We start from the raw sequence: 22,022 nt of genomic DNA, 5'->3' as shown, positions 1-22,022 counted from the left end.
CTCATGCCTTCACAAACGCCTGCTTCGGCTGCCCGCAGCGCGGACATTTCCAGTCCTCCGGAAGATCCGCAAAGGCACATCCCGCCGGGATGCCGTGCTCCGGGTCTCCAACCGCCGGATCATAGACATAGCCGCACACCGGGCAGACGTATTTTCCGGTGGCCTGCTTTGCCTCCACCGCCTTCGGCGGAATCGGCTCCGGCATGTGATCCAGGTCGACCACCCGCTTTGCCTCCAGGTTCTCATAGCCGAGCGGCGTGTGCGTCGATACATAGACCGTCGGATGCTTACGGATAAATGCGCGGACCTTGTCGAGCGTATCCCTCGCCGCCGCGATATCCTCAAAGACCATGGAGAGCTTGTTCTGATAAAGTGCTTCATCCGTGTAGGTGATATCTCCATGAATCATGTAAAAGAGGCCGCCGTCCTCCACGATGACGATGCTGTTCCCCTTCGTATGGCCCGGGGCAAAGATATAGTGGATGCCCGGGGCAATCGTCTGGGAAGCCGGGAACACATCGAACGGGCCGTCGGTAAATTCCACCGGGACAACATTGGGCAGATTTTTCAGTTCATCCGCCTTTGCTTCCTCCGCCGAGCAGAGAATCTTCGCGTTCGGAAAAGCCCCCAGCGCGCCGGTATGATCCGCGTGCTTGTGCGTAATCAGGATCCGGGAAACCTGCTCCGGCGTATATCCCGCCTTTTTCAGGGCATCGACATAGAGATCCGCCTTTCTGCCCATATAGATCGGCGTCTTCTCATCCGGCACCTGCTCCGGGAAAGCATCCGGCATGCCGGTATCGACAAGGATCACTTCATCCCCGGTGTCAATCACGTAGTTGGTGAGCGCCGAGCGGTAGCGGACAGACGGGTCAAACGCCGCCGGCCCCTCCTCGCCGCCGAAGGCAAATGGCTGGGTCATGTACCCATCCGCAAAAAGCTTCACCGCAGAAATCTTCATTTTTCCGTCCTTTCTCCGGCCTCCGCCGGAATCCCTTGTATTTCTCATTTTCCTGTTACTCCCAACCCGGTCCGGAACCGCCCGTCCCATACGTCTTCGCCAGCAGGTCCGACCGTTCCCGGATCTTCCGGAGCACCCACTCCGCCTCGTCCCCGGTGAGGATCACCGGCTGCATATCATTGCTTTTCCCCGACGAGGAGATCCGGCAGGGGATCACATTTTCCATCTGGGACACGACCTGCCCAGAACCGTCCAAGCGGACGCGGAGCTGGTAAATCATCGTGTCCTTGTCCTTCGGGTTTCGGTTCCCGCCGAAGCAGAAATTCCCCATACTGTAGACAACCGGCTTGCCCCGGTAGATCTCCATCCCCTGCAGGACATGCGGGTGCGCGCCGACCACGAGATCCGCCCCGCCCTCGATGGCGCTGTGGGCGAGGGCGACCTGGTTCCTGTCAGGAACGTCTTCCCCTTCGATCCCCCAGTGGAATTCCACACAGACCAATTCCGCGCCCTGCTCCCTCAGCTTTTTGATGTCCTCCTGGACAATGCTGTCCGCATCCATATGCCGGGGAAGCTCATAAATGCCGGCGATGCCGACCTTTACGCCGCCCGCCTCGACAAGGCAGACATCCTCATCGCGGACCCACCGGATCCTTGCCCCGTCCAGGGCATTCACTGTATCCCGGTAGCTCTTCGGCCCGTAGTCCCTGCTGTGGTTGTTCGCCAGATTGCAGAGCTCAACGGAACTCCCGGTCAGGACATCCACGCACGAAGGATCGGCGCGGAAACAATATTTTTTGTCCGCCCGCGTCTCCTCCCTGGTAAACGTCCCCTCGAGATTGATCATCGTGAGGTCATCGGCGGCAAAGACGTCCCGCACATTCCGGAAGAAATAGTCCGGACCGTACCTGGTATACAAGGAGGAGAACAGCTCCCCGGAGCCGATCGTCGGATCGCCGCCGAGCGTGCAGTCCCCCACAAAGGTGAGGAGAACCTCCCGCGTAGCAGTGTCAGACCCGGCGCCAGCTGCGCCTGCGCTGCCCACCGGCGCATCAGCGGAGGAAGCGGATCCCTCAGAAGCGGTATCCGCGCCGGCGCCGGCAGGGGACGCAAAACTTCCGCCGGTCTCCGAGGAAATCCGGATCACCGGCCGGGTAGTCTCCCCAGCCGCGGTAGTCTCCGCAGCCCCCGCGGTCTCCGCAGCCCCCGCGGATGCCGCCACCGCCGCGGCATCCCCAGCCCCTGCGCAGGCACAGAGCCCGGGCAGTGCCATAAGAATCCCCGCTGCCGCCAGAAATCCCGCCGCGCATATCTTCCGAAAGCTGCCAATCCCCGAACCGATCATAACTCCCCCTGATCTCTCCTCGTCACCCCGGATATTTGCCGGACATGATCACTTTTATCCCGGATATTGCCGGACAAGATCACTTTTATCCCGGATATTACCGGACAAGATCATGATAGCACTCCGGCCGCCGGTCACGGAAGAGCCCCCAGGAAAGCCGCTCCTCCCGGAGCTCGTCCAGATCGAAGGACGCGGTAAGAGCTTCTTCCCCGATGCGCCCGGCAGAGGCAAGAATTTTCCCGGTATTGTCCGTGATAAAGCTCGACCCGTAGAATGTCAGCGCGGACGTCTGCCCGCCGTTCTCGGGGCAGGGCTTGACGATCTCCGGCCCGAAGCGGTTCGCCGCGATCACCGGCATCAGGTTCGCCGCCGCATGCCCCTGCATCACCCGCCGCCAGTGCGGCATGGAATCCACCTGGAGGATCGGCTCGGAGCCGATCGCCGTCGGATAAAAGAGCAGCTCGGCACCGTTCAGGGCAAGCGCCCTGGCGGTCTCCGGGAACCACTGGTCCCAGCAGATCCCGACGCCGATCTTCCCCTTCGATGTCTCAAAAACCCGGAAACCGGTATTACCCGGGGTAAAATAAAACTTCTCCTGATAGCAGTGGTCGTCCGGGATGTGCGTCTTCCGGTAGACCCCCAGAAGCTTTCCGTCGTCCAGCACCGCGCAGCTGTTGTAGAGCACTGTGCCGTCCTGCTCATAGAAGCTGACCGGGAGAACCGTGTGGAGCTCCGCCGAAACCGGGAGGAAATGCCTCACGGCGTCATTTTCCCGCACGGGCTTTGCGAAATCATAGTAGCCATACTGCCGCTCTTGGCAGAAATACGGCCGCTCAAAGAGCTCCGGGAGGAGAATCACCTCCGCCCCCGCCGCTGCCGCCTGCCGGACCAGCCGGTCCGCCGTCCGGAGATTTTCCTCCACGGACGGGGCGCAGGCCATCTGAACTGCCGAAACCGTCACTTTTCTCATCTTGCTCTCCTTCCCCGGGGAATCTGCTGGGTGATGCAGTGGATATTGCCGCCGCCGAGAAGAATCGCCCGGGCCGGAATCGGGCAGATCCGCCGCCCCGGAAAGCACCCACCGAGGATCTCCAGCGCCTTCGCGTCATTCGGATCGCCGAACTGCGGAACCAGGACACTCCCGTTCGCGATGTAAAAATTCACATAGCTCGCCGCGAGCCTCTCCCCGGCCTCCCGGACATCCTCTCCGGGGGCAAATTCGTAGCCGGCCAGATCCTCCTCCCGCACCGTCACCGGCCGGGAGGGAATCGGGAGAAGCCTCACCCTGAGCTTCCTTCCCCGGGCGTCCCGCTCCCGCTCCAGAACCTCCAGATCCGCGCGGCTCAGCGCGTACTGCGGATCGTCCGGATCATCCGTCCAGGCGAGAACCGCCTCGCCCGGCGCGGTGAAGGCACAGACATTGTCCACGTGCTCATTGGTCTCATCCCGGTAAATGCCCCGGGGCAGCCAGATCACCTTGTCCGCGCCCAGGCGGCGCAGAAGCTCCCGCTCGATCTCCTGCTTCGAAAGCCCCGGGTTTCTCCCGGCGCTCAAAAGGCAGGCTTCTGTCGTGAGGATCGTCCCCTCGCCATCACTGTGGATGGAGCCGCCCTCAAGCACAAAGGGATGGGCATCCTCGCAGGGGAATCCTGCCGCCCGGCAGAAAGCGGACGCGGCAAGATCATCCTGCGCCCAGTCGGCGTAGAGGCCGTCCTCCTCTCCTCCCCAGGCGTTGAACGCCCAGTCGATGCCGAGCGGCCTCCCCTGATCATCGAGGACAAAGGTCGGGCCGACATCCCGCGCCCAGGCGTCATCGGTGGGAATCGGGAGGATCTCCGTTCCCGGCGGCGCCATCCGCTCCGCCTCCGCGAGGTGTTCACGATCCGCGAGCAGCCAGAGCCGCTCACCCCGGAGGATTTCCCGCATGATCTCCACAAAGGCCGGCTTGGCATCCCGCCCGCCGTAGGGCCAGCTTCCCGGCCGCACCGGCCAGATCATCAGCGTCCCCAGGTGCGGCTCGTATTCGCCCGGCATCCGCCGGGTCATCCCGTTCTCCGCCATCAGGAAAGCCTCCCTTTAAAGTCCTCATAGCCGAAGGCGCGGATTTCCCTGAGCGCCCCAGACTTCTCCGCCAGCCAGATGGACGGCAGCGGAATCCCGTTAAATGTGTTGTTCTTGACCATAGAGTAGATGGCCATATCGCCGAAAATCAGCCGGCTGCCGATCTCGAGCGGCGAATCGAAGCTGTAGTCCCCAATCACATCGCCCGCGAGGCAGGTCAAGCTGGAGAGCCGGTAGGTATATGCCTTCTCCCCGGCCTCCCCGGCGCCAAAGAGCGGCGGCCGGTAGGGCATCTCCAGCACATCCGGCATGTGGCAGGCTGCCGAAGTGTCCAGAATCGCGGTTGTAACCCCGCCATTTTCCACAAAATCCATAACCGTCGTCACGAGATACCCGGCATTCAGCGCGACCGCCTCCCCGGGCTCTAAATACACCGTGACCCCGTATCTGTCCCGCATCCGCCGGATGCAGCGGATGAGCAGCGGAATATCGTAGCCCTCCCGGGTGATATGGTGACCGCCGCCGAAGTTCACCCAGCGGACCCGGCGAAGGAGCGGCTGAAACTTCTCCTCCACCGCCTGAAGCGTCGTCTCCAGGGCGTCAGCCCCCTGCTCGCAGAGCGTATGAAAATGGAGGCCGTCCACCTGCCCGAGGGAAAATCCGCCCGCCACCGCCTTCTCCAGCGCATCCCGGGTCACGCCCATCCGGCTTCCCGGCGCGCAGGGGTCATAGATCGCATGATCCTGCGTCGAGCACTCCGGGTTCACCCGGAGCCCGATGGACGCCCCCGCGCACCGCGGGGCGAAATGCGTAAGCTGCCGCACGGAATTGAACACGATATGGTCGCACAGGCCGGCGATCTCGTCAAACTGGTCTTCCCGATAAGCCGGGGAGAAGACATGGTTCTCCTTATGCATTTCCTCCCGCCCGAGACGCGCCTCGTAGAGGCCGCTCGCCGTCGTGCCGGAGAGGTACTGCCCGATCAGCGGGTAGCAGGCAAATGCGGAAAATGCCTTCTGCGCAAGGAGGATCCGGCAGCCGGCCTCCTCCATGACCCCGCGGAGAATCCGGCAGTTTTCTTCGATTCCCGCCTCATCGATCACATACGCCGGCGTGGGAACGCCGCCGAGGGAACGCGGATCCTTAAGTCCTCCGAAAGGGCCGCTGATCGGTCGCGGCGCCTTAAGCCCGCCGCCGGCAGGGCACAGCGCCCCCGGCCCTTCGGAGGCCGCTCCGCCGGCAGGGCGCGGATCCCGGACGGCGCCGCTCATTCCACCACCTGCGGGTCTTCCTCCACCGTCCAGGGAAGTCCCCACCGGTTCAGCGCCTCCATGTACGGATCCGGGTCAAATTCGTCCGTGGTGTAGACGCCCGGCTTCTGCCATTTTCCCGTCACCACCATCATGGCGCCGATCATCGCCGGAACGCCGGTCGTATAGGAGATCGCCTGGGAGCCCACCTCCCGGTAGCACGCCTGGTGGTCGCAGACATTATAGATGTAGAGCTTCTTCGGCTTCCCGTCCTTTTCCCCGGTGAAGATACAGCCAATGTTCGTCTTTCCCACGGTTCTCCTGCCCAGGGTCGCGGGATCAGGGAGCAGGGCCTTGAGGAACTGGATCGGCACGATCTCATGCCCCTCAAAATTCACCGGCGTTGTGGACAGCATGCCCACATCCTCCAGGCACTTCATGTGGGTGAGATAGCTCTGGCCGAAGGTCATGAAGAAGCGGATGCGCTTCACCTCCGGCATGTGTGCGCCGAGCGCCTCGATCTCCTCGTGGTGCAGGAGGTACATATCCTTCTCCCCGACCTCGGGGAAATCGTAGGTTCTCTTGACGGACATCGCCGGGATCTCCACCCAGTGCCCATTTTCCCAGTAGGAGCCGGGGGCGCTGACCTCCCGGAGGTTGATCTCGGGATTGAAGTTCGTGGCGAACGGGTAGCCGTGGTCGCCGCCGTTGCAGTCCAGGATATCGATCGTGTCAATCCGGTCGAAATAGTGCTTCTTCGCGTATGCGGCAAAAACCGAGGTTACACCCGGATCAAAGCCGGTGCCGCAGAGCGCCGTCAGGCCCGCCGCCCGGTATTTTTCCTGATAAGCCCACTGCCAGGAATAATCAAAATAGGCGGAGAATCCTTCCCGGCGGCAGCGCTCCTCATAAATTTTCCGCCACGCCGGGTCGTCCGTGTCCTCCGGCTCGTAGTTCGCGGTATCAATATAGTGCACCCCCGCGGCGAGACAGGCGTCCATGATCGCAAGATCCTGATAGGGCAGCGCCACATTCAGCACCGCGTCCGGCCGGTAGTTCCGGATGAGGGCGGTCAGCGCCTCCACATTCATGGCGTCAATCTGTGCCGTCGTGATCACCGTCGATGTCGTCGGGCGGAGCTCCTCCGCCAGGGCATCGCACTTTTCCTTCGTGCGGCTCGCGATCATGATCTCCTGGAAAATGTCCTTGTTCTGGCAGCATTTTGCGATTGCAACCCTCGCCACGCCGCCGCAGCCGATAATCAACAGTCTGGCCATCGTATGCCTCCTTCAACGCTCTCTCTTTTCTTCCTGTTCCAGAATATCCTCCACATAGCGGGGAAGCATAAACGCGCCCCGGTGCAGGTTTGTCGTGTAATACTCCGTCCGGATCCCCCGCGCGTTCCACCGCGCCGGGTCAAAATCGTTCAGCGGGTGGTATTTCTTGCTCGCGAAGCCGAACATCCAGTAGCCGCTGCTGCAGGTCGGAATGTGCGCGCCGTAGACGCGGCTGATCGGAAAGCTCCGGTACGCCTTCCGATGCATAGCGCGGAACGAGCTCTCGTCCTCGTCATAGAACGGGCTGCCGTGCTGATAGACCATGATGCCGTCGTCCTTGAGCGCCTGGTAGCAGTTCCCGTAAAATTCGCGGGTGAACAGCCCTTCCGTATGGCCGAAGGGATCGGTGGCATCGTTGATGATCAGGTCGTACTCCGCTGTCCTTCCCCGAATAAAGCGCAGGCCATCCTGATAGCTGATCTGGACCCTGGGATCCTCGAACCCCTTTGCCGCCTCCGGAAAATACTCCTGGCAGATCTCGACGAACAGCTCGTCCGGCTCCACGACATCCACCTGCTCGATCTCCGGATAGTTGGTGAGCTCCCTGGCCACGCCGCCGTCTCCGCCGCCGATGACAAGCACCCGGGACACATGGGGATGGACGGCCATCGGCACATGGACCACCATCTCGTTGTAGATGAACTCGTCCGCCTCGGAGAACAGGATGTCGCCGTCCAGCGTCAGGAATTTGCCGTACGCCGGGGATTCAAAGACATCGATCCGCTGGTAATCGCTCTGCCTGCTGCAGAGCTGCCGGTCCACCCGGACGCCGACCTGGACATCCTTGGTCTGCCTGTCATTAAACCAGATATCGGGGTAATCACTCATTTTCCCTGTGCTCCTTTCCTTTTCCCGCCGAGGTTCTTGTCAGCACCCGGAGATTCTCCACCGTGGGATCCGCCGAGCCCTGCAGGCTGCACCCCTTCTCCCGCGCGTACAGGATGTGGTCAATAATGTCCTTCGTGACCAGCTCCCCCGGGGCGAGAATCGGGATTCCCGGCGGATAGCACATGACAAACTCGCCGGAAACCCGGCCTGCCGCCTCCCGGATGGGGATGCTCTCCTTCTCCGTGTAGAAGGCGAACTGCGGGCTTTCCGCCACCGTGGCCTCCACCGCGTCCACATAGGGCGTGGAGCCGGCGTCACCCGGATAGCGCCGCTTGATGTCCTCCAGGGCGCCGACCAGGCGCTCGATGTCCTGGATCCGGTCGCCGATGGAAAGATACGCCATGAGGTTCCCGATGTCGCCGAACTCCGCCTGGATATCGTACTCGTCCCGCAGGATATCGTAGACCTCGATCCCGGTAAGGCCCATGGATTTCGTGTAAATGCACAGTTTCGTCACATCATAGTCGAACACGTCCGGCCCGATCAGCTCCCGCCCGTAGGCATAATAGCCGCCGATCCGGTTGATCTCCCCCCTGGCGTACTCCGCCATGTCCACCACCCGGGCGAAGCTGTCCTTCCCGTGGAGGGCAAGATTCCGGCGGCTGAGGTCAAGGCTCGCGAGCAGCAGATAGCTCGCCGAGGTCGTCTGCGTCAGGTTGATGATCTGCCGGACGTAGCGGTAATCCATGGATTTCCCAGTCAGCAGGATCGAGCTCTGGGTCAGGCTTCCGCCGGACTTGTGCATCGAAACCGCCGCCATATCCACGCCTGCCGTCATGCCGCAGACCGGAAGATTCTCCCCGAAGTAGAGATGCGTGCCGTGCGCCTCGTCACAGAGCACCTTCATGCCGTGGGCGTGCGCGATCCTCACGATCGACCGGAGATCCGAGCAGATGCCGTAGTAGGTCGGATTGTTGACAAGGACAGCCACCGCGTCCGGATTCTCCTCAATGCAGCGCTCAAGCTCCGCGGTCTCCATGTCGAGCGCCACCCCGATCACCGGGTGGATCCTGGGATTGATGTACACCGGAACCGCGCCGCAGAGAATCAGGGCATTGATTACGCTCTTGTGGACATTTCTCGGCAGGATGATCTTATCCCCGGCATGGCAGACCGAGAGTACCATGGTCTGCACCGCCATCGTCGTGCCGTTGACGATGAAGAAGGCATGGTCCGCGCCAAATGCCTCCGCGCAGAGCTCCTCCGCCTCGGCGATGACGGACACCGGGTTGCACAGGTTGTCCAGGGGCTTCATGGAATTGACGTCAAGGCTGACGCACTGCTGCCCGAGAAGGCTGACAAGGGCCGGATTTCCCCTGCCCCGCTTGTGTCCGGGGACATCGAAGGGGACAACCCTGTGCCGTTTAAATTCCTGAAGTGCCTCCACGATCGGGGCACGGTGCTGGTCAAGCTCACCCATGGCGGGATACCTCCTGAATCTTTTCTGTTCATGCATTCCGGCCGGTCCGCGTGCGACCCTCTCGACGCGCCAGGCCAATTCACCTGCTGCCGGCAATTTTGCCTTTCATCCGCGCATATCCGGCCATTCTGCGCAGATCCGCACAAGCAATTTCGCATAGCTCGCACTAAACTCGCGCTTCGCCCGCTGGGCTCGCGCTCCGCTTCGCGGATAGCCACTCCACTAAACTCGGACTGCGCTTTCGCTTGTCCTCATTAAGTGGCTGGTTATTGTTAAGTGCTCTGCATAAGCAAATTTGCTAAGTTCGAACTGCGCTCACGCTTGTTCTCACTAAGCAATTTTGCATAGCTCGCACTAAACTCGCGCTTCGCCCGCTGGGCTCGCGCTTGTTAAGTGCTCTGCATAAAAAAAGCGGACAGCATCTGCCATCCGCTTACAATCAATCTCTTTGCTCAGCCGCCGTCGGGAACAGGGACACTGCACTCAGCCGTTTCTATTGACCGTTTTACAAGATGACAACAAATTTCCTTTGTTTCTTGAAATCAACTTATAAAATTTGAGCTTTTAACTCAATCAACATGCGGCTGAACGCCGCCCGGCTTTCGCCCTGCCCGTCCGAGAGGCTTTCTCCCCGAAGGGAGCGAGCTGATATCCTATTTCGAATACTTCTGACAGTATGGCATAAACGGCGGCGCGATGTCAACAGCTATTCCGGCATATTTTGTACCTGTTCAGCACATAAGGTACCTGTTCAGCACCCGCGGAGGGAGAGCCCGCAAACCGGCCGCTTGCGGACGGCTTTGCGGGCCCTACCTCCGCGGGTGGTCAGGCGCCGTAGGCGCTCGGACCCCCTGCATCGAGCGAAGCACAGCTTCGCGAGATGTGGGGGCTGAACAGGTAACATGCGGATCACCAAATCTCTCCTGTACATTTTCTTCCGAATCGAATACCATGGAGATAGTGACATGGCACCGTGCAGGCCACTGCACCAGCCTGATATCGGAGGTAAATCGATGAAAGCATTTCAGTACAACGGTATGCCAAAAATCTACTTTGGGGAGAATGCCCTCGCCGAAGCGTTCTCCGCGGAGCTGCCGAAAACCGGCCCCCGCGTGATGCTCGCCTACGGCGGCGGTTCCCTCCGGAAAAACGGCATCTATGACGAGATCAAAAGGCTTCTGGAAGGCGCCGGGAAGACGGTCTTCCCCTTCGGCGGCATTATGCCCAACCCGACCTACCGGAAGGTTCAGGAAGGCGCCCGGTTTGCCCGGGAAAATGCGATTGACTTTATCCTCGCTGCCGGCGGCGGCTCGGTCCTCGACTGCGCGAAGATGATTTCCGCCCAGGCGAAGATGGAGGGGGATATCTGGGAGGCAGAGTTTACCAAGCATCTCCTCCCCACGGAATTTATCCCCATGGCCGCTGTCCTTACCGCCTCCGGCACCGGCTCCGAGGTCAATGACGATGCGGTCATCACCAACGAGGATCTGAAGATCAAGGACGATATGGTCGGCGCCCTGCCCGCCTTCGCCGTCCTCAACCCTGCGTACACACTGTCCGTCCCCATGACGCAGGCCGTCTCCGGGGCATTCGACAGCCTGTCCCACTGCATGGAGATCTATTTCGGGAAGCCGGCGGAAACCAACCTCTCCGACGAGCTGAACGAGGCGGTCATGCGGAACATTATCTGCCATATCCGCGAGATGATCCGCAATCCGGGGGATGTCTCGGTCCGCTCTGAGCTCATGTGGGATTCCACGGTCGCCGAGACCGGCATCCTGAAGCTCGGCAAGGAGACGGACTTCCAGAATCACATGATCGAGCACCAGCTCGGCGCCCTGACCGACTGCAGCCACGGCCAGGGCCTCGCGGTGATTCATCCGGCGGTTTACCGCCATCTCGCCGGGGACAACACCGAAAAATTCGTCCGCTTTGCCCGCGAGGTGTGGCACCTCGCCCCCGACGGGCGGACTGACCTCGAATTTGCCCTTGCGGGCATCAATGCGCTCGCGGACTTCATCCGGGAGATCGGCCTTCCGGCAACGCTGACCGAGCTGAAGGCCGGCATGCCGGCGGGGAATCCTGACCCCGCGGATCCTGGCATTCTCCGCCAGGTCGCCGACACCTGCATCATCCGCCCCGGCTGCGCGCGTAAGCTTGGCCGTGACGAAATCTATGCGATCCTCATGGAGTGCATCGGCGGCTGAACCGGAAAATCGGCGGCTGCGCCGGAACAACATGCGGCCGAACCGGAAAAAAGCCGCGGCCGAACCGGAAATAGCCGACGAAAGGGCAGGCGCGCCGTCATGGCGTGCCTGCCCTGTTTTTCACAAAGAACTGCAGCTCTGTGGACTGCGGGAACGCAGCTCCATAAAACCGCGATGAAGGGCTTACCCTTTCAGCATCTTGCCGGAGATAACCATCTTCTGAACCTCCGAGGTGCCTTCATAGATCTCGGTGATCTTGGCATCCCGCATAAATCTCTCGTACGGATACTCCCTCGTGTAGCCGTATCCGCCGATCAGCTGCAGGCACCGCCTGGTCACATCGCTGGCAGCCTCCGAGGCGTAGAGCTTCCCCATCGCCGCCAGGGCAGAGTACGGCTCATGATCCTGCTTTGCCTGGGCTGCCCGGTAAACCAGAAGCCTTGCCGCGTCAACGCGGGTCTGCATATCCGCGAGCTCAAACTGCGTATTCTGGAAGCTGGAGATCGTCTTTCCGAACTGGATCCTCTGCTTTGTGTACTCCACCGTGTGGTCGATCGCCGTCTGCGCGATGCCGAGTGCCTGCGCGCCGATGCCGATCCGCCCGCCGTCCAGGGTCATCATGGCGATCTTGAAGCCCTTGCCGACCTCGCCGAGGAGGTTCTCCTTCGGAACCTTCATATTGTCGAAGATCAGCTCCGTGGTCGAGGAGGCCCGGATGCCCATCTTCTTCTCGTGCGTGCCGACGGAGAATCCCGGAAAGGTATTCTCAATGATAAACGCAGAGATCCCGTGATTTCCCTTTGTTTTATCTGTCATCGCGAAAATGACGAAAATATCCGCAACGCCGCCGTTGGTGATGAAGCACTTGCTGCCGTTGATCAGCCAGTAATCGCCCTTGTCCTCCGCCGTCGTCTTCTGCATCGCCGCGTCTGTCCCCGCGCCCGGCTCAGTCAGGCCGAACCCGCCGATCTTCTCGCCGGAAGCTAAGGGAACCAGATATTTCTGCTTCTGTTCTTCCGTGCCGAAGGCAAAGATCGGCCAGGAGCAGAGGGAGGTGTGCGCCGACACGGTCACCGAGGTCGAGGCGCAGTATTTCGCCAGCATCTCGCAGACCCCGATGTAGGTGACGTAGGAGAGCCCCGCGCCGCCGTACTCCTCCGGGAACGGGACGCCCATCATGCCCATCTCCGCGAGCTTCCGGACATTCTCCGCCGGAAATTCTTCCTTTTCATCGAGCTCTGCCGCAACCGGCCCTACTTCCTTCTCGCAGAAGTCCTTGAGCATATCAAGAATTTCCTGCTCTTCTTCATTATAATGAAAATTCATGCAAACTCCTCCTGCCTACCTGGGATTCAGGCTCTCGACTTTTTGATCTCCTCGGTCAGCACCGGGAGCACCTGGAACAGGTCGCCCACAACCCCGTAATCCGCCACATCGAAGATCGGGGCGTCAGGATCCTTGTTAATGGCGACAATGCAGTCTGCCCCGCTCATGCCGGCGAGGTGCTGGATCGCGCCGGAAATGCCGCAGGCGATATACACCTTCGGGGCTACCGTCTTGCCGGTCTGGCCTACCTGGTGCGCATGGCTGATCCACCCGGAATCCACCGCCGCGCGGGAAGCGCCGATGGTTGCGCCGAGCGCCTCAGCGAGATTGTAGATCACGCCGCCCTTGAGGTAAGGATCCGGACCGCCGCAGCCGCGCCCGCCGGAGACGATGATGTCCGCCCCCTCGAGATCCACGCTGTCGGCATCCATATCCATGATCATCTTGATGACACGGGTGCGGATATCCTTCGGGTCTACGTGGATATCCTCGCGGATGATCTCCGCCTTCTCCTCCCCGGGCTCACCCTTCTTGAACACGCCGGGGCGGACCGTGCCGATCTGCGGACGATGGTCTGGGCAGAGAATGGTCGCCATCAGGTTGCCGCCGAAGGCCGGACGGGTCCAGGCTACCAGGCCGTCCTCATTGACATCCAGGCCGGTGCAGTCTGCCGTAAGTCCGGTTTTCAGTCGGGAGGAAACCCTGGGGCCAAGGTCGCGTCCGTTGTTGGTCGCACCGATCATCATGGAGGTCGGCCCGTATTTCTCCACCAGCTGGACCAGGGCGATCTGGTAAGCATCCGTCGTGTAATGCTTAAACTCCGGCTCGTCCACCACGATCACCTGGTCCGCGCCGTGGGCGGAGGCAGCCTTGACCGCCGCGTCGCACGCGGAACCGATCACGACAGCGACCAGCTTTCCGCCCTGCTTGTCCGCGATCATCCTGCCCGGGGTCAGTAATTCCAGGCCGACATTCTTGGCGCTTCCGTCTTCATTTGTCTCAACAAATACCCATAAGTCTTTTGTCTTTGCTTCCATCGCTCTCCGAACCTCCTCAGACAATATGTGCGCCATTCAGGACGGCAAACAGCTTCTTCGCGGAATCCTCGTCGCTCTCTTCCTTGATCTTCATGCCGCCTGACTTCTTTTCCGGGACAAAGCTTCTCGCCACATGGGTCGGAGAGCCGTTAAGGCCGCATTTTGTGAAATCCATCTCCGGGAAATCTTCGTCGGTGATCGTCGGGATCTTCGCGCGGTTTGCCGCAAGCTTTCTCTTGATCGTCGGATAGCGCGGGTCAAAGGATGGCTTGGTGAAGGTGACGAGGCAGGGGAACGGGATCCCGATCACCTCAACGCCGCCGTCCACTTCCTTATGCACCTGGAGTTCATCTCCCTCGACAAAGGCCTCCAGCCCGTAGGTCACCTGGGGCAGGCCGAGATGTTCCGCCATCTCCGGGCCAACCTGGGCGGTATCCCCGTCGATCGCCTGCTTGCCGCAGAAGATCATGTCAAACTTTCCTTCCTCCTGCTCAAGCTTCTTCACCGTCTCGCTGAGAATATAGCTCGTCGCCAGCGTGTCCGATCCTCCGAATTTCCTTCCGGAAACCAGATATGCCCGGTCTGCCGCGATCGAAAGGCATTCCTTAAGCACAGCCACAGCCTGCGGCGGTCCCATGGTGACCGCGACGATTTCGGTATCCGGAGCCTTGTCTTTGATACGGGCTGCCGCCTCCAGGGCGTAGCCGTCGAAGGGGTTCAAAATTGACGGGACACCATCGCGGATCAGCGTGTGTTTGACCGGATCAATCTTGATTTCCGTCGTATCAGGGACCTGTTTTACGCATACCAGGATTTTCATGTGTTTTATGTCCTCCTTAATCATAAGTTTTGACGTTCATTCTCGGAAAACTGTTCCTAGCAGCACTTCTTCTGCGGTTCAACCCTTTATATAGCAAATGGCGTGCCAATGCATCTGAGCCCTCCCGGAGAGGGAAATGCGCGCCGGAACCGCCCGGATTCCCATGGGCTGTCCGATATTCGGACAGCTTCTGTCTTTGCCGTGTCCGTCATTCGGACATTTTCCGCTGTTTTTGTCCGCCGCTTCGAATATCCCGGCGTGATCTGCAGGATGATCTACCGCCCGGAACTCCGCGGCGCGCAAAGCTCCGCTTTCCTCCCTGCCCCGTTCCGGACGCCCGCGGCACCCTGCCACAGGCGGGGAGGATTTTGGCACAGGTTATGCTCTCTACTAAAGCAGAATAATTTCGGAAGGAAAATCAGAAAACACCGTTCATTTTCCTGCGATCAAAAAGGAGGAACTTATTCATGGGAAAAGAAGAATTTTCACAGCCTAAAATCGACCTGTCCGGAAAGGTCGCGATCGTCACCGGCGGAACCAAGGGGCTCGGCTACGGGATCGTCATGAAGCTCGCCGGCGCGGGTGCAAAGGTGGTCATCACCAGCCGCCACCAGGATGATATCGACGCTGTCGCTGCGGAAGTCAGGGAGCTTGGCGGCGAAGCTACCGGCTTCAAGACCGATGTGCAGAATGTCGATGAGCTGAATGCCCTGATCCAGAAGACGGTTGACGCCTACGGGAAGCTGGACATTATGGTCAACAATGCCGGCGTCGCGGTGACCAAGCGCTTTACCGAGATGACCGAGGAGGAGTACAACCGGGTCATCAATTCCAACTTCAAGAGTGTCTATTTCGGCTCCCAGGCGGCGGCAAAGCAGATGATCGCCCAGGGCGGCGGAGGCAAGATTATTAACATGTGCTCCATCGGCGGAATCAAGGGCAATAACCAGCTCTCCACCTACGGCGCCTCCAAGGCCGCTTCCATCAACCTCACCAAAACCATGGCCTGGGAGCTCGGCCGCTACGGCATCCAGGTCAACGCGATCTGCCCGGGCTATGTGGAAACCGCCCTGAACCGGGATGTCCTGGAAAATCCGAAATTCAAGGAGAAGACCCTGAAAGGGATCCCGCTCCGCAGATTCGGTACCGTGAACGAGATTGCCAACCTGACCCTCTTCCTCGCCTCCGATCTCTGTGACATGATCGACGGCGAATTTATCGTGGCGGACATGGGCGCAACTCTCGGCGGAAACGTATAACGTCCACTTCTTATTCATCCCTTCACTCACTTTTGGAAATCCCCGCAGCGGAAATTTTCACTGCGGGGATTTTCCGCTGTTTTTCCAATTTGTGTGAATCCTCATCCCATGCAGGGTTAAAACCGCTGCCTTTTTCCGAGAATCATTCCTGTTTTCCATGCAATGCCGATGACGTAAGGGAATTGTTCATGGAAATTTTGAACGACTCAAGGTATAATATAAAAACAGGTCTCAGAAATCGTTCACTTTTTGTCTCTTGTGCCAAAATCTGCTGCCTGGACTGTGAGGTATTGCTTTGTCCGATCCGACATTTCCGAAAGAATACACCGATATTTTCCAGAATCATCTGTTTCAGCAGCTGATGGACGCCCTCGATGATATCGTCATGATCATCGACCGGGATACCACCGTCGTCTACGTCAACTCCGCCTATGAGCGCAGCTATCACCGGAAGCCTTCCTGGGTCATTGGCCGGAAACTCAGCTCAATCGAGAGCGTAAGCACCACCGCCATCAAGGTCATCCACACGGGAAAACCCGCCTATCACGAGGTGGAATACCTGAAATCCGTCAATGTGGACTCCGTCGGCATCTCCTTTCCCCTCCGTTACCAGGGAGAAATCGTCGGGAGCGTCTCCATTTTCAACAACCTGACGAAATATCTGAAGCTCGCCAACAAGCTTCATCAGACCACGGAGATGGACCAGTATCTGCGCGACCAGCTCTCCGATCCGGCGATCGTCAAGCGGGCAAGCAACTTTGTCACCATCAATCCGGAGATGAAGACCCTGCTCGGCCTCGCGGTCAAGGTCGCGCAGACCGAATCCACCGTCCTCATCCGCGGGGAGAGCGGCACCGGCAAGGAGATCATGGCAAAGGTCATCCACCAGAACAGCCCGCGGAAAAACGGGCCGTTCATCAAGGTGAACTGCGCTGCCATCCCGGACACCCTCCTCGAGAGCGAGCTCTTCGGCTATGCCGGCGGTGCCTTCACCGGCGCGAAGCGCGAGGGCAATCCGGGAAAATTCGAGCTCGCCAACGGCGGGACCATTTTCCTCGACGAGATCGGCGACATGGATTTCAACATGCAGGCCAAGCTGCTCCGTGTCATCCAGGAAAAAGAGGTGGAGCGCATCGGCGGAAGAAAATCGATCCCGCTGAATGTGCGCATCCTCGCTGCGACGAACCAGAATCTGGAGGAGCTTATCCAGCAGAACAAATTCCGGCAGGATCTCTACTACCGCCTGAACGTCATCGAGATCCCGATCACCCCGCTCCGGAAGCGGAAGGAGGACATCCCGATCCTGGTGCATTACCTGATCAAGAAGCTTTCCGGACAGGACCTGATTGTCACCAGGCCGGTCATGGATCTCTTCCTCTCCTACGACTGGCCGGGCAATGTCCGGGAACTCCAGAATGTCCTCGAGCACGCCTGCATCATGTGCCATGAGGGCATCATCGAGCTTGGCGCGCTCCCCCAGCACATGCGGGAGATCGCTTTGAAAACCTCGCCCGGTGCTGGGGCGAATCCCGAGCCTGCGCCCGCCGGGGAATCTTCCCCCGAGCAGAATCTCCGGAAAATGTCCACCAGCCTCGAACGGGAAATGATTATCCGGGCGCTCCGGAATAACAAAACCCGCACGGCGGCCATCCGCGAGCTGGGCATCTCCCGGAGTTCCTTCTATGATAAAATCAAGCTCTATCAGATCAATCTGACGGATTATATCCACTGAACTTATCCCTTTCTTTTATCCAAACTTCCTGACAGGTGTCCGTTTTCCGGACACCTGTTTTGTTCTATTTTCAGACATTTCGTCCATTTCTGCAAAAATCTCCGTATTCCGCCTCACTGTTTCCGGCTTGTTCCCACGATTTCTGAACTGTTGCAATATTTTCGTTTTTGGCACGCCTCTTGCTCTATTCAGGGTGGGAGGTTAAAGACACCTTTGATGAGATTACTGCTTACTCCCCTGGAAATCGGAACCTGTTCACTGAGAAATCGCTTTGTCATGACTGCGGCGAATCTGTCCTGGTGTACCGACGGATTTGTTACAGATAAATTTATTTCCTTCCATCAAGATCGGGCCCGGGGACACGTCGGACTTACCATCGCTGGCGCGGCCGGAATTGACCCGGTCCGGATCAACCGGGCCTCGATGATGGAAATCTATGATGACAAATTTCTTCCCGGACTGCACAGGCTGACCGATGCGGTTCACCAGGAAAACACAAAGATTTTTGTCCAGCTGATGCACCCCGGCGCCTATGCGCGCCGCCGGGAATACGGAGGCGAGATGGCTGTAGCGCCATCCGCCCGGATCAGCCGCTTTACCGGCGAGGAAGCCCGGGAACTGACAATCCCGGAAATCCAGGAGATCGTCGGATGGTATGGAGATGCCGCTGTCCGGGCGAAAAAAGCCGGTTTTGACGGCATTGAGATTCTCGCCGGCGCCGGCTATCTGATCGCCGAGTTTCTCTCTCCCGCAGCCAATGTCCGGACAGACCGCTACGGAGGCTCTCTCCGGAACCGGGCTGAATTTCTCCTGGAAATCCTTCAGGAGGTGCGGCGGAGAGCCGGAACAGATTTTCCGGTCAGCGTCCGGCTTGCCGGCGCGGATTTCATCCCCGGCGGGAACACTGCCGCGGACACGGTGGAGATCGCCCGGCTGGCCAGCCCCCTGACGGATGTCTTCAACATCACCGGAGGTTGGCACGAAACCCAGGTACCGCAGATCACACCGAACGTCCCGCACGGCGCTTACCTCTACCTTGCCGGAGCGGTAAAAAAAGCCGTGGATAAGCCGGTGATCGGCTGCAACCGTCTGGATCTCCGGAGTGCGGAAGCCGCCCTCGCCGACGGCCTCTGTGATCTCGCCGGCATCTGCCGGGGGCTGATCGCCGACCCGGAGCTGGTGCTGAAGTATGAGAAGGATCACGCAGACACCGTCCGCCCATGCATCTCCTGCAACCAGGAATGCATGGACCGGATATTCTCCGCCTCGGAGCTCCGCTGTGCCATCAATCCGGAGCTCGGCCGCGATCACCGCTCGCCGGAGCTCACCGTCCGCGGGGAGAACATCCTCGTGATCGGCGCGGGAATCTCCGGCCTCTCCTATGCCGGGAAGGCCGCCACGGAGAATCAGGTGACGGTCTGGGAGAAATCCGAAACCTACGGCGGCTCCGGCCGCCTGCTGGCGAAGGTTCCCGGGCAGGGCGATGTCCGGCAATATCTGGACTACCTCTGGAAGACCTGCCTGCGCAGCCAGGTGAACTTCCGGTTTGGAAAGACCGCAACCGCAAGCCAGCTCTGCCGGCTCCTTCGAAATCATGAATTTGACCGGCTTGTCATCGCGGCGGGAAGCTCAATCCGTGGAATCGCCTATCCCCACTCCCGGTCCGCCGCGGTCATCACCGCGAACGACTGCCTGGCGGCGGACGCCCTGCCGTTCCGGAACATCGCCGTTCTCGGCGCGGGATTCCGGGCCGTGCAGGCCGCGCTCTATCTCCGGTCGCTGGATACTCCGCACGCGGACGCCCTCCGCTTCCTTGAGGAGTGGGCTCCGGACCAGCTTCCGGACGCGGAAAAGCTTTTTGACGGCAAACCGCGGAGGATCACAATGATCGCCGCGGAAAAGAAGCCGGGCGGCGGCTTTGGGAAGAGCATCCGCTGGATGGTTCCCGAGGCTCTCGCGCACGCGGACATCCGGTTGGAAATGTCCGCGGAGGATATCCGGATCGGGAAACAGCAGGTGGAATTTTTCCGCGGCGGGGAAAAACATTCCATTCCGGCGGACCTGGTCGTCCTTGCCGGCGGATGGATGCCCAGCCGGGATCTCTATTATCCCTGCCAGAAGGCATTTCCCGGCAGGGTGGAGCTGATCGGCGACGCGGTCCGTCCCGCGAGAATCGCCGACGCTGTATGTGATGTTTATATGGCGCTCACACAGACGAAGAATGAGCTGCCTTAACGCAAAACCTAACCAAGGAAAGGAGAACCACACCATGAAAAATGAATTTGGCTTGACGGAGGAACAGCTTGACCTCAAGGCATTCGCGAAAGAATTTGCCGAAAATGAGCTGCTTGAGCGCTCCAAGGACATCGACCACAATCACGGTGAATTTCCGATGGACGTCTTCAAAAAGTTCTGCGATGCCGGCTTTAACTCCATGTTCCTTCCGGAGAGCCTGGGCGGCCAGGGCCTGAGCACGATGGATGTCATGCTCGTCAACGAGGAATTTGCCACGGTTGACGCCGGCTTCATCTGCAGCGCCACCACCGGCGAGTTCGGCATGGAACCCATCCTCCTGTTCGGCAATGACATGCAGAAACAGCTCTATGCGGATTTCATCCTCTCCGGAAAGCTCGGCGCCTTCTGCCTGACCGAGGCAAATGCCGGATCCGACGCAAGTGCCACGAGGACGACGGCTGTCCGCGACGGCAATGACTATATCATCAACGGCAGCAAATGTTTCATCACCAGCGGCGGCCTCGCCGACGTATTCACCGTATTCGCGACCGTGGATAAGAGCCTCGGCACCAAGGGAATCTCCTGCTTCATCATCGAGAAGGACCGCCCGGGCGTATCCGTCGGAAAGGCGGAGGACAAGATGGGCATGGTTCTCTCCAACACCGCCGAGCTCGTCTTCCAGGATGTCCGGATTCCCGCCGACCATCTTGTCGGAGAGGAGGGCCAGGGCTTCAAGATTGCCATGACCTGCCTCGACAGGAGCCGCGGCGTCAACTCCTACGGCGCGATGGGCATCATGCAGCGCGCCTTCGACGAGGCGGTGAAATACGCGAACCAGCGTGTGACCTTCGGCAAGCCGATCATCAAGCACCAGGCAGTGCAGTTCCTGCTCGCCGACATGCAGATCGCGGTGACCACCTCCAGAAATCTTCTCTACCACTGCGCGCGGATGTGCGATAAGGGTATTTACGACGCCCGCCTCGGCGCCATCACGAAGACCTTTATCTCTGACAACGCCATGAAGGTCACCGAAGATGCCGTCCAGGTTCTCGGCGGATATGGCTACAGCCGCGAGTACCCGGTAGAAAAGCTGATGCGCGACGCCAAGCTGCAGCAGATCTTCGAGGGAACCAACCAGATCCAGCGCATGGTCATCGGCCGCAGCCTGATTCAGAAATAAGGGGACGATCATCCCTGAAAATATGATTTCCAATGGGAAAGGAGAATACACTATGCCAGCAAGATTAGATGGAAAAGTCGCTTTAGTAACCGGAGCAGCAAGAGGGCTCGGACGTGCTTATGCCCTCCGCCTGGCGCAGCTCGGCGCGGACGTCGGCGTGATCGACATCGACCTCAAATCCTATGAGGCTTTCGAGGGCGAGAAAAAACTGATGACCGCGGGAACCACGATGGACGAAATCCGCAATCTGGGAAGAAAATCCTGCGGCGCGGAAGCCGATATCACGAAGCGGGAAGAGGTTTACGCCGCGGTGGAGAAGATCGAGAAGGAACTCGGCCCGATCGATATCCTCGTCTGCAACGCCGGCGGCGGCATGGGCGCACCGGACGGGAACAAAGCCGCCGAGCTCAACTGGGAGCAGTTCTACGGCGTTACCGAGCGCAACTACTACGGCACAGTCTACACCTGCAACGCCGTTGTTCCGGGAATGAAGAAGCGCGGATACGGCAAGGTAATCAACGTGATCTCCGTCGGCGGCCTGATTGCCAATTCGGACGGCTCCTACGCGCACTACGGCTCCGCCAAGGCAGCGATCCGCCAGTACACGATGTCCCTCGCGCAGGAATGCGGCCGCTATAACGTGACCTGCAACTGCATCGCGCCGGGATTTATCGCGACCGGGCGCCTGGTAGAGAATTACAAGAAGGCCGGCGAGGGAACCTTCCTCCGCAATGTGGCCATGAAGCGCTTCGGCACACCGGAGGACTGCGCGAACGTGGTGGAATTCCTCGCCACCGACCTCTCCTCCTACGTCAACGGCGCGGTGATCGAGGTGACCGGCGGAACTGTCGGCCGCATGATCATGAACGAGCCCTCTGAGGCTTAAACCGAAAAAAGCTTAACCATCGCGGCGGCGGGGACCCGTTCTCCGCTGCCCGATGAATGTCCATAGAATGTATCTTGT

The 22,022-nt window shown here is 59.7% G+C and carries 17 protein-coding genes; 6 read left to right on the top strand and 11 right to left on the bottom strand.

The features are described from left to right. Position 1 precedes the first annotated feature (1 nt). The 8 genes from ISF27_RS13625 to ISF27_RS08730 form a co-directional block, all read right to left on the bottom strand. Positions 2–1,009 carry an MBL fold metallo-hydrolase gene (locus tag ISF27_RS13625; protein WP_235986208.1) on the bottom strand — a complete coding sequence of 336 codons (1,008 nt, stop codon included), beginning with the start codon at positions 1,007–1,009 and terminating at the stop codon, positions 2–4. Between the two features lie 7 nt (positions 1,010–1,016). Continuing rightward, positions 1,017–2,306, bottom strand: coding sequence for a CapA family protein (locus ISF27_RS08760; RefSeq protein ID WP_194611134.1), 1,290 nt, complete (start codon positions 2,304–2,306; stop codon positions 1,017–1,019). A gap of 97 nt (positions 2,307–2,403) precedes the next feature. Continuing rightward, the gene (gene aguB, locus ISF27_RS08755) at positions 2,404–3,276 is read right to left on the bottom strand and encodes an N-carbamoylputrescine amidase (RefSeq protein WP_194611133.1); all 873 of its coding nucleotides are present in this window, start codon (positions 3,274–3,276) and stop codon (positions 2,404–2,406) included. After that, positions 3,273–4,367, bottom strand: coding sequence for an agmatine deiminase (gene aguA / locus ISF27_RS08750; RefSeq protein ID WP_194611132.1), 1,095 nt, complete (start codon positions 4,365–4,367; stop codon positions 3,273–3,275). The genes aguB and aguA overlap by 4 nt, the downstream gene beginning before the upstream one ends. Continuing rightward, entirely contained in the window at positions 4,367–5,638 is a 1,272-nt protein-coding gene (gene nspC / locus ISF27_RS08745) for a carboxynorspermidine decarboxylase (RefSeq protein WP_194611131.1), read from the bottom strand. Before nspC ends, aguA begins: the two co-directional genes overlap by 1 nt. Next, the gene (locus ISF27_RS08740; protein WP_194611130.1) at positions 5,635–6,894 is read right to left on the bottom strand and encodes a saccharopine dehydrogenase family protein; all 1,260 of its coding nucleotides are present in this window, start codon (positions 6,892–6,894) and stop codon (positions 5,635–5,637) included. The genes nspC and ISF27_RS08740 overlap by 4 nt, the downstream gene beginning before the upstream one ends. A 12-nt stretch (positions 6,895–6,906) precedes the next feature. Further along, positions 6,907–7,782 (bottom strand): polyamine aminopropyltransferase, encoded by an 876-nt coding sequence (gene speE / locus ISF27_RS08735; protein WP_194611129.1) that lies wholly within the window; start codon positions 7,780–7,782, stop codon positions 6,907–6,909. Further along, positions 7,775–9,262: an aminotransferase class I/II-fold pyridoxal phosphate-dependent enzyme gene (locus ISF27_RS08730; protein ID WP_194611128.1), complete on the bottom strand. Its 1,488-nt coding sequence runs from the start codon at positions 9,260–9,262 to the stop codon at positions 7,775–7,777. Before ISF27_RS08730 ends, speE begins: the two co-directional genes overlap by 8 nt. 1,013 nt (positions 9,263–10,275) lie before the next feature. Between ISF27_RS08730 and ISF27_RS08725 the strand changes: the two genes are divergently transcribed. Beyond that, entirely contained in the window at positions 10,276–11,469 is a 1,194-nt protein-coding gene (locus ISF27_RS08725; protein ID WP_194611127.1) for an iron-containing alcohol dehydrogenase, read from the top strand. Between the two features lie 183 nt (positions 11,470–11,652). Here ISF27_RS08725 and ISF27_RS08720 read toward each other — a convergent pair whose 3' ends face one another. The 3 genes from ISF27_RS08720 to ISF27_RS08710 are packed head-to-tail and all read right to left on the bottom strand — an operon-like array spanning position 11,653 to position 14,652. Continuing rightward, entirely contained in the window at positions 11,653–12,795 is a 1,143-nt protein-coding gene (locus ISF27_RS08720) for an acyl-CoA dehydrogenase (RefSeq protein ID WP_194611126.1), read from the bottom strand. A gap of 26 nt (positions 12,796–12,821) precedes the next feature. Further along, complete coding sequence (locus tag ISF27_RS08715; RefSeq protein ID WP_194611125.1) at positions 12,822–13,832, bottom strand: electron transfer flavoprotein subunit alpha/FixB family protein; 1,011 nt, start codon at positions 13,830–13,832, stop codon at positions 12,822–12,824. A gap of 16 nt (positions 13,833–13,848) precedes the next feature. Then, the gene (locus ISF27_RS08710) at positions 13,849–14,652 is read right to left on the bottom strand and encodes an electron transfer flavoprotein subunit beta/FixA family protein (RefSeq protein ID WP_194611124.1); all 804 of its coding nucleotides are present in this window, start codon (positions 14,650–14,652) and stop codon (positions 13,849–13,851) included. Between the two features lie 467 nt (positions 14,653–15,119). On the opposite strand from ISF27_RS08710, the gene ISF27_RS08705 reads away from it, so the two are divergent. From ISF27_RS08705 to ISF27_RS08685, 5 genes are all read left to right on the top strand, one after another. Next, positions 15,120–15,911 carry an SDR family NAD(P)-dependent oxidoreductase gene (locus ISF27_RS08705; protein ID WP_194611123.1) on the top strand — a complete coding sequence of 264 codons (792 nt, stop codon included), beginning with the start codon at positions 15,120–15,122 and terminating at the stop codon, positions 15,909–15,911. 295 nt (positions 15,912–16,206) lie between these two features. Then, positions 16,207–17,643, top strand: a complete 1,437-nt coding sequence (locus tag ISF27_RS08700; protein ID WP_235986185.1) for a sigma-54 interaction domain-containing protein — start codon at positions 16,207–16,209, stop codon at positions 17,641–17,643. Positions 17,644–17,859: 216 nt separating this feature from the next. Continuing rightward, entirely contained in the window at positions 17,860–19,878 is a 2,019-nt protein-coding gene (locus ISF27_RS08695; RefSeq protein WP_235986234.1) for an oxidoreductase, read from the top strand. 34 nt (positions 19,879–19,912) lie between these two features. Then, entirely contained in the window at positions 19,913–21,058 is a 1,146-nt protein-coding gene (locus ISF27_RS08690) for an acyl-CoA dehydrogenase family protein (protein WP_194611121.1), read from the top strand. A 52-nt stretch (positions 21,059–21,110) separates the two neighbouring features. Continuing rightward, entirely contained in the window at positions 21,111–21,944 is an 834-nt protein-coding gene (locus ISF27_RS08685) for an SDR family NAD(P)-dependent oxidoreductase (RefSeq protein WP_194611120.1), read from the top strand. Positions 21,945–22,022: the final 78 nt, after the last annotated feature.

Origin of the sequence: Clostridium vitabionis (assembly GCF_015351765.1) — a bacterium.
Classification (GTDB): Bacteria; Bacillota; Clostridia; order Lachnospirales; family Lachnospiraceae; genus Clostridium_R; species Clostridium_R vitabionis.
This window is presented reverse-complemented; position numbering and strand designations above follow the sequence as displayed.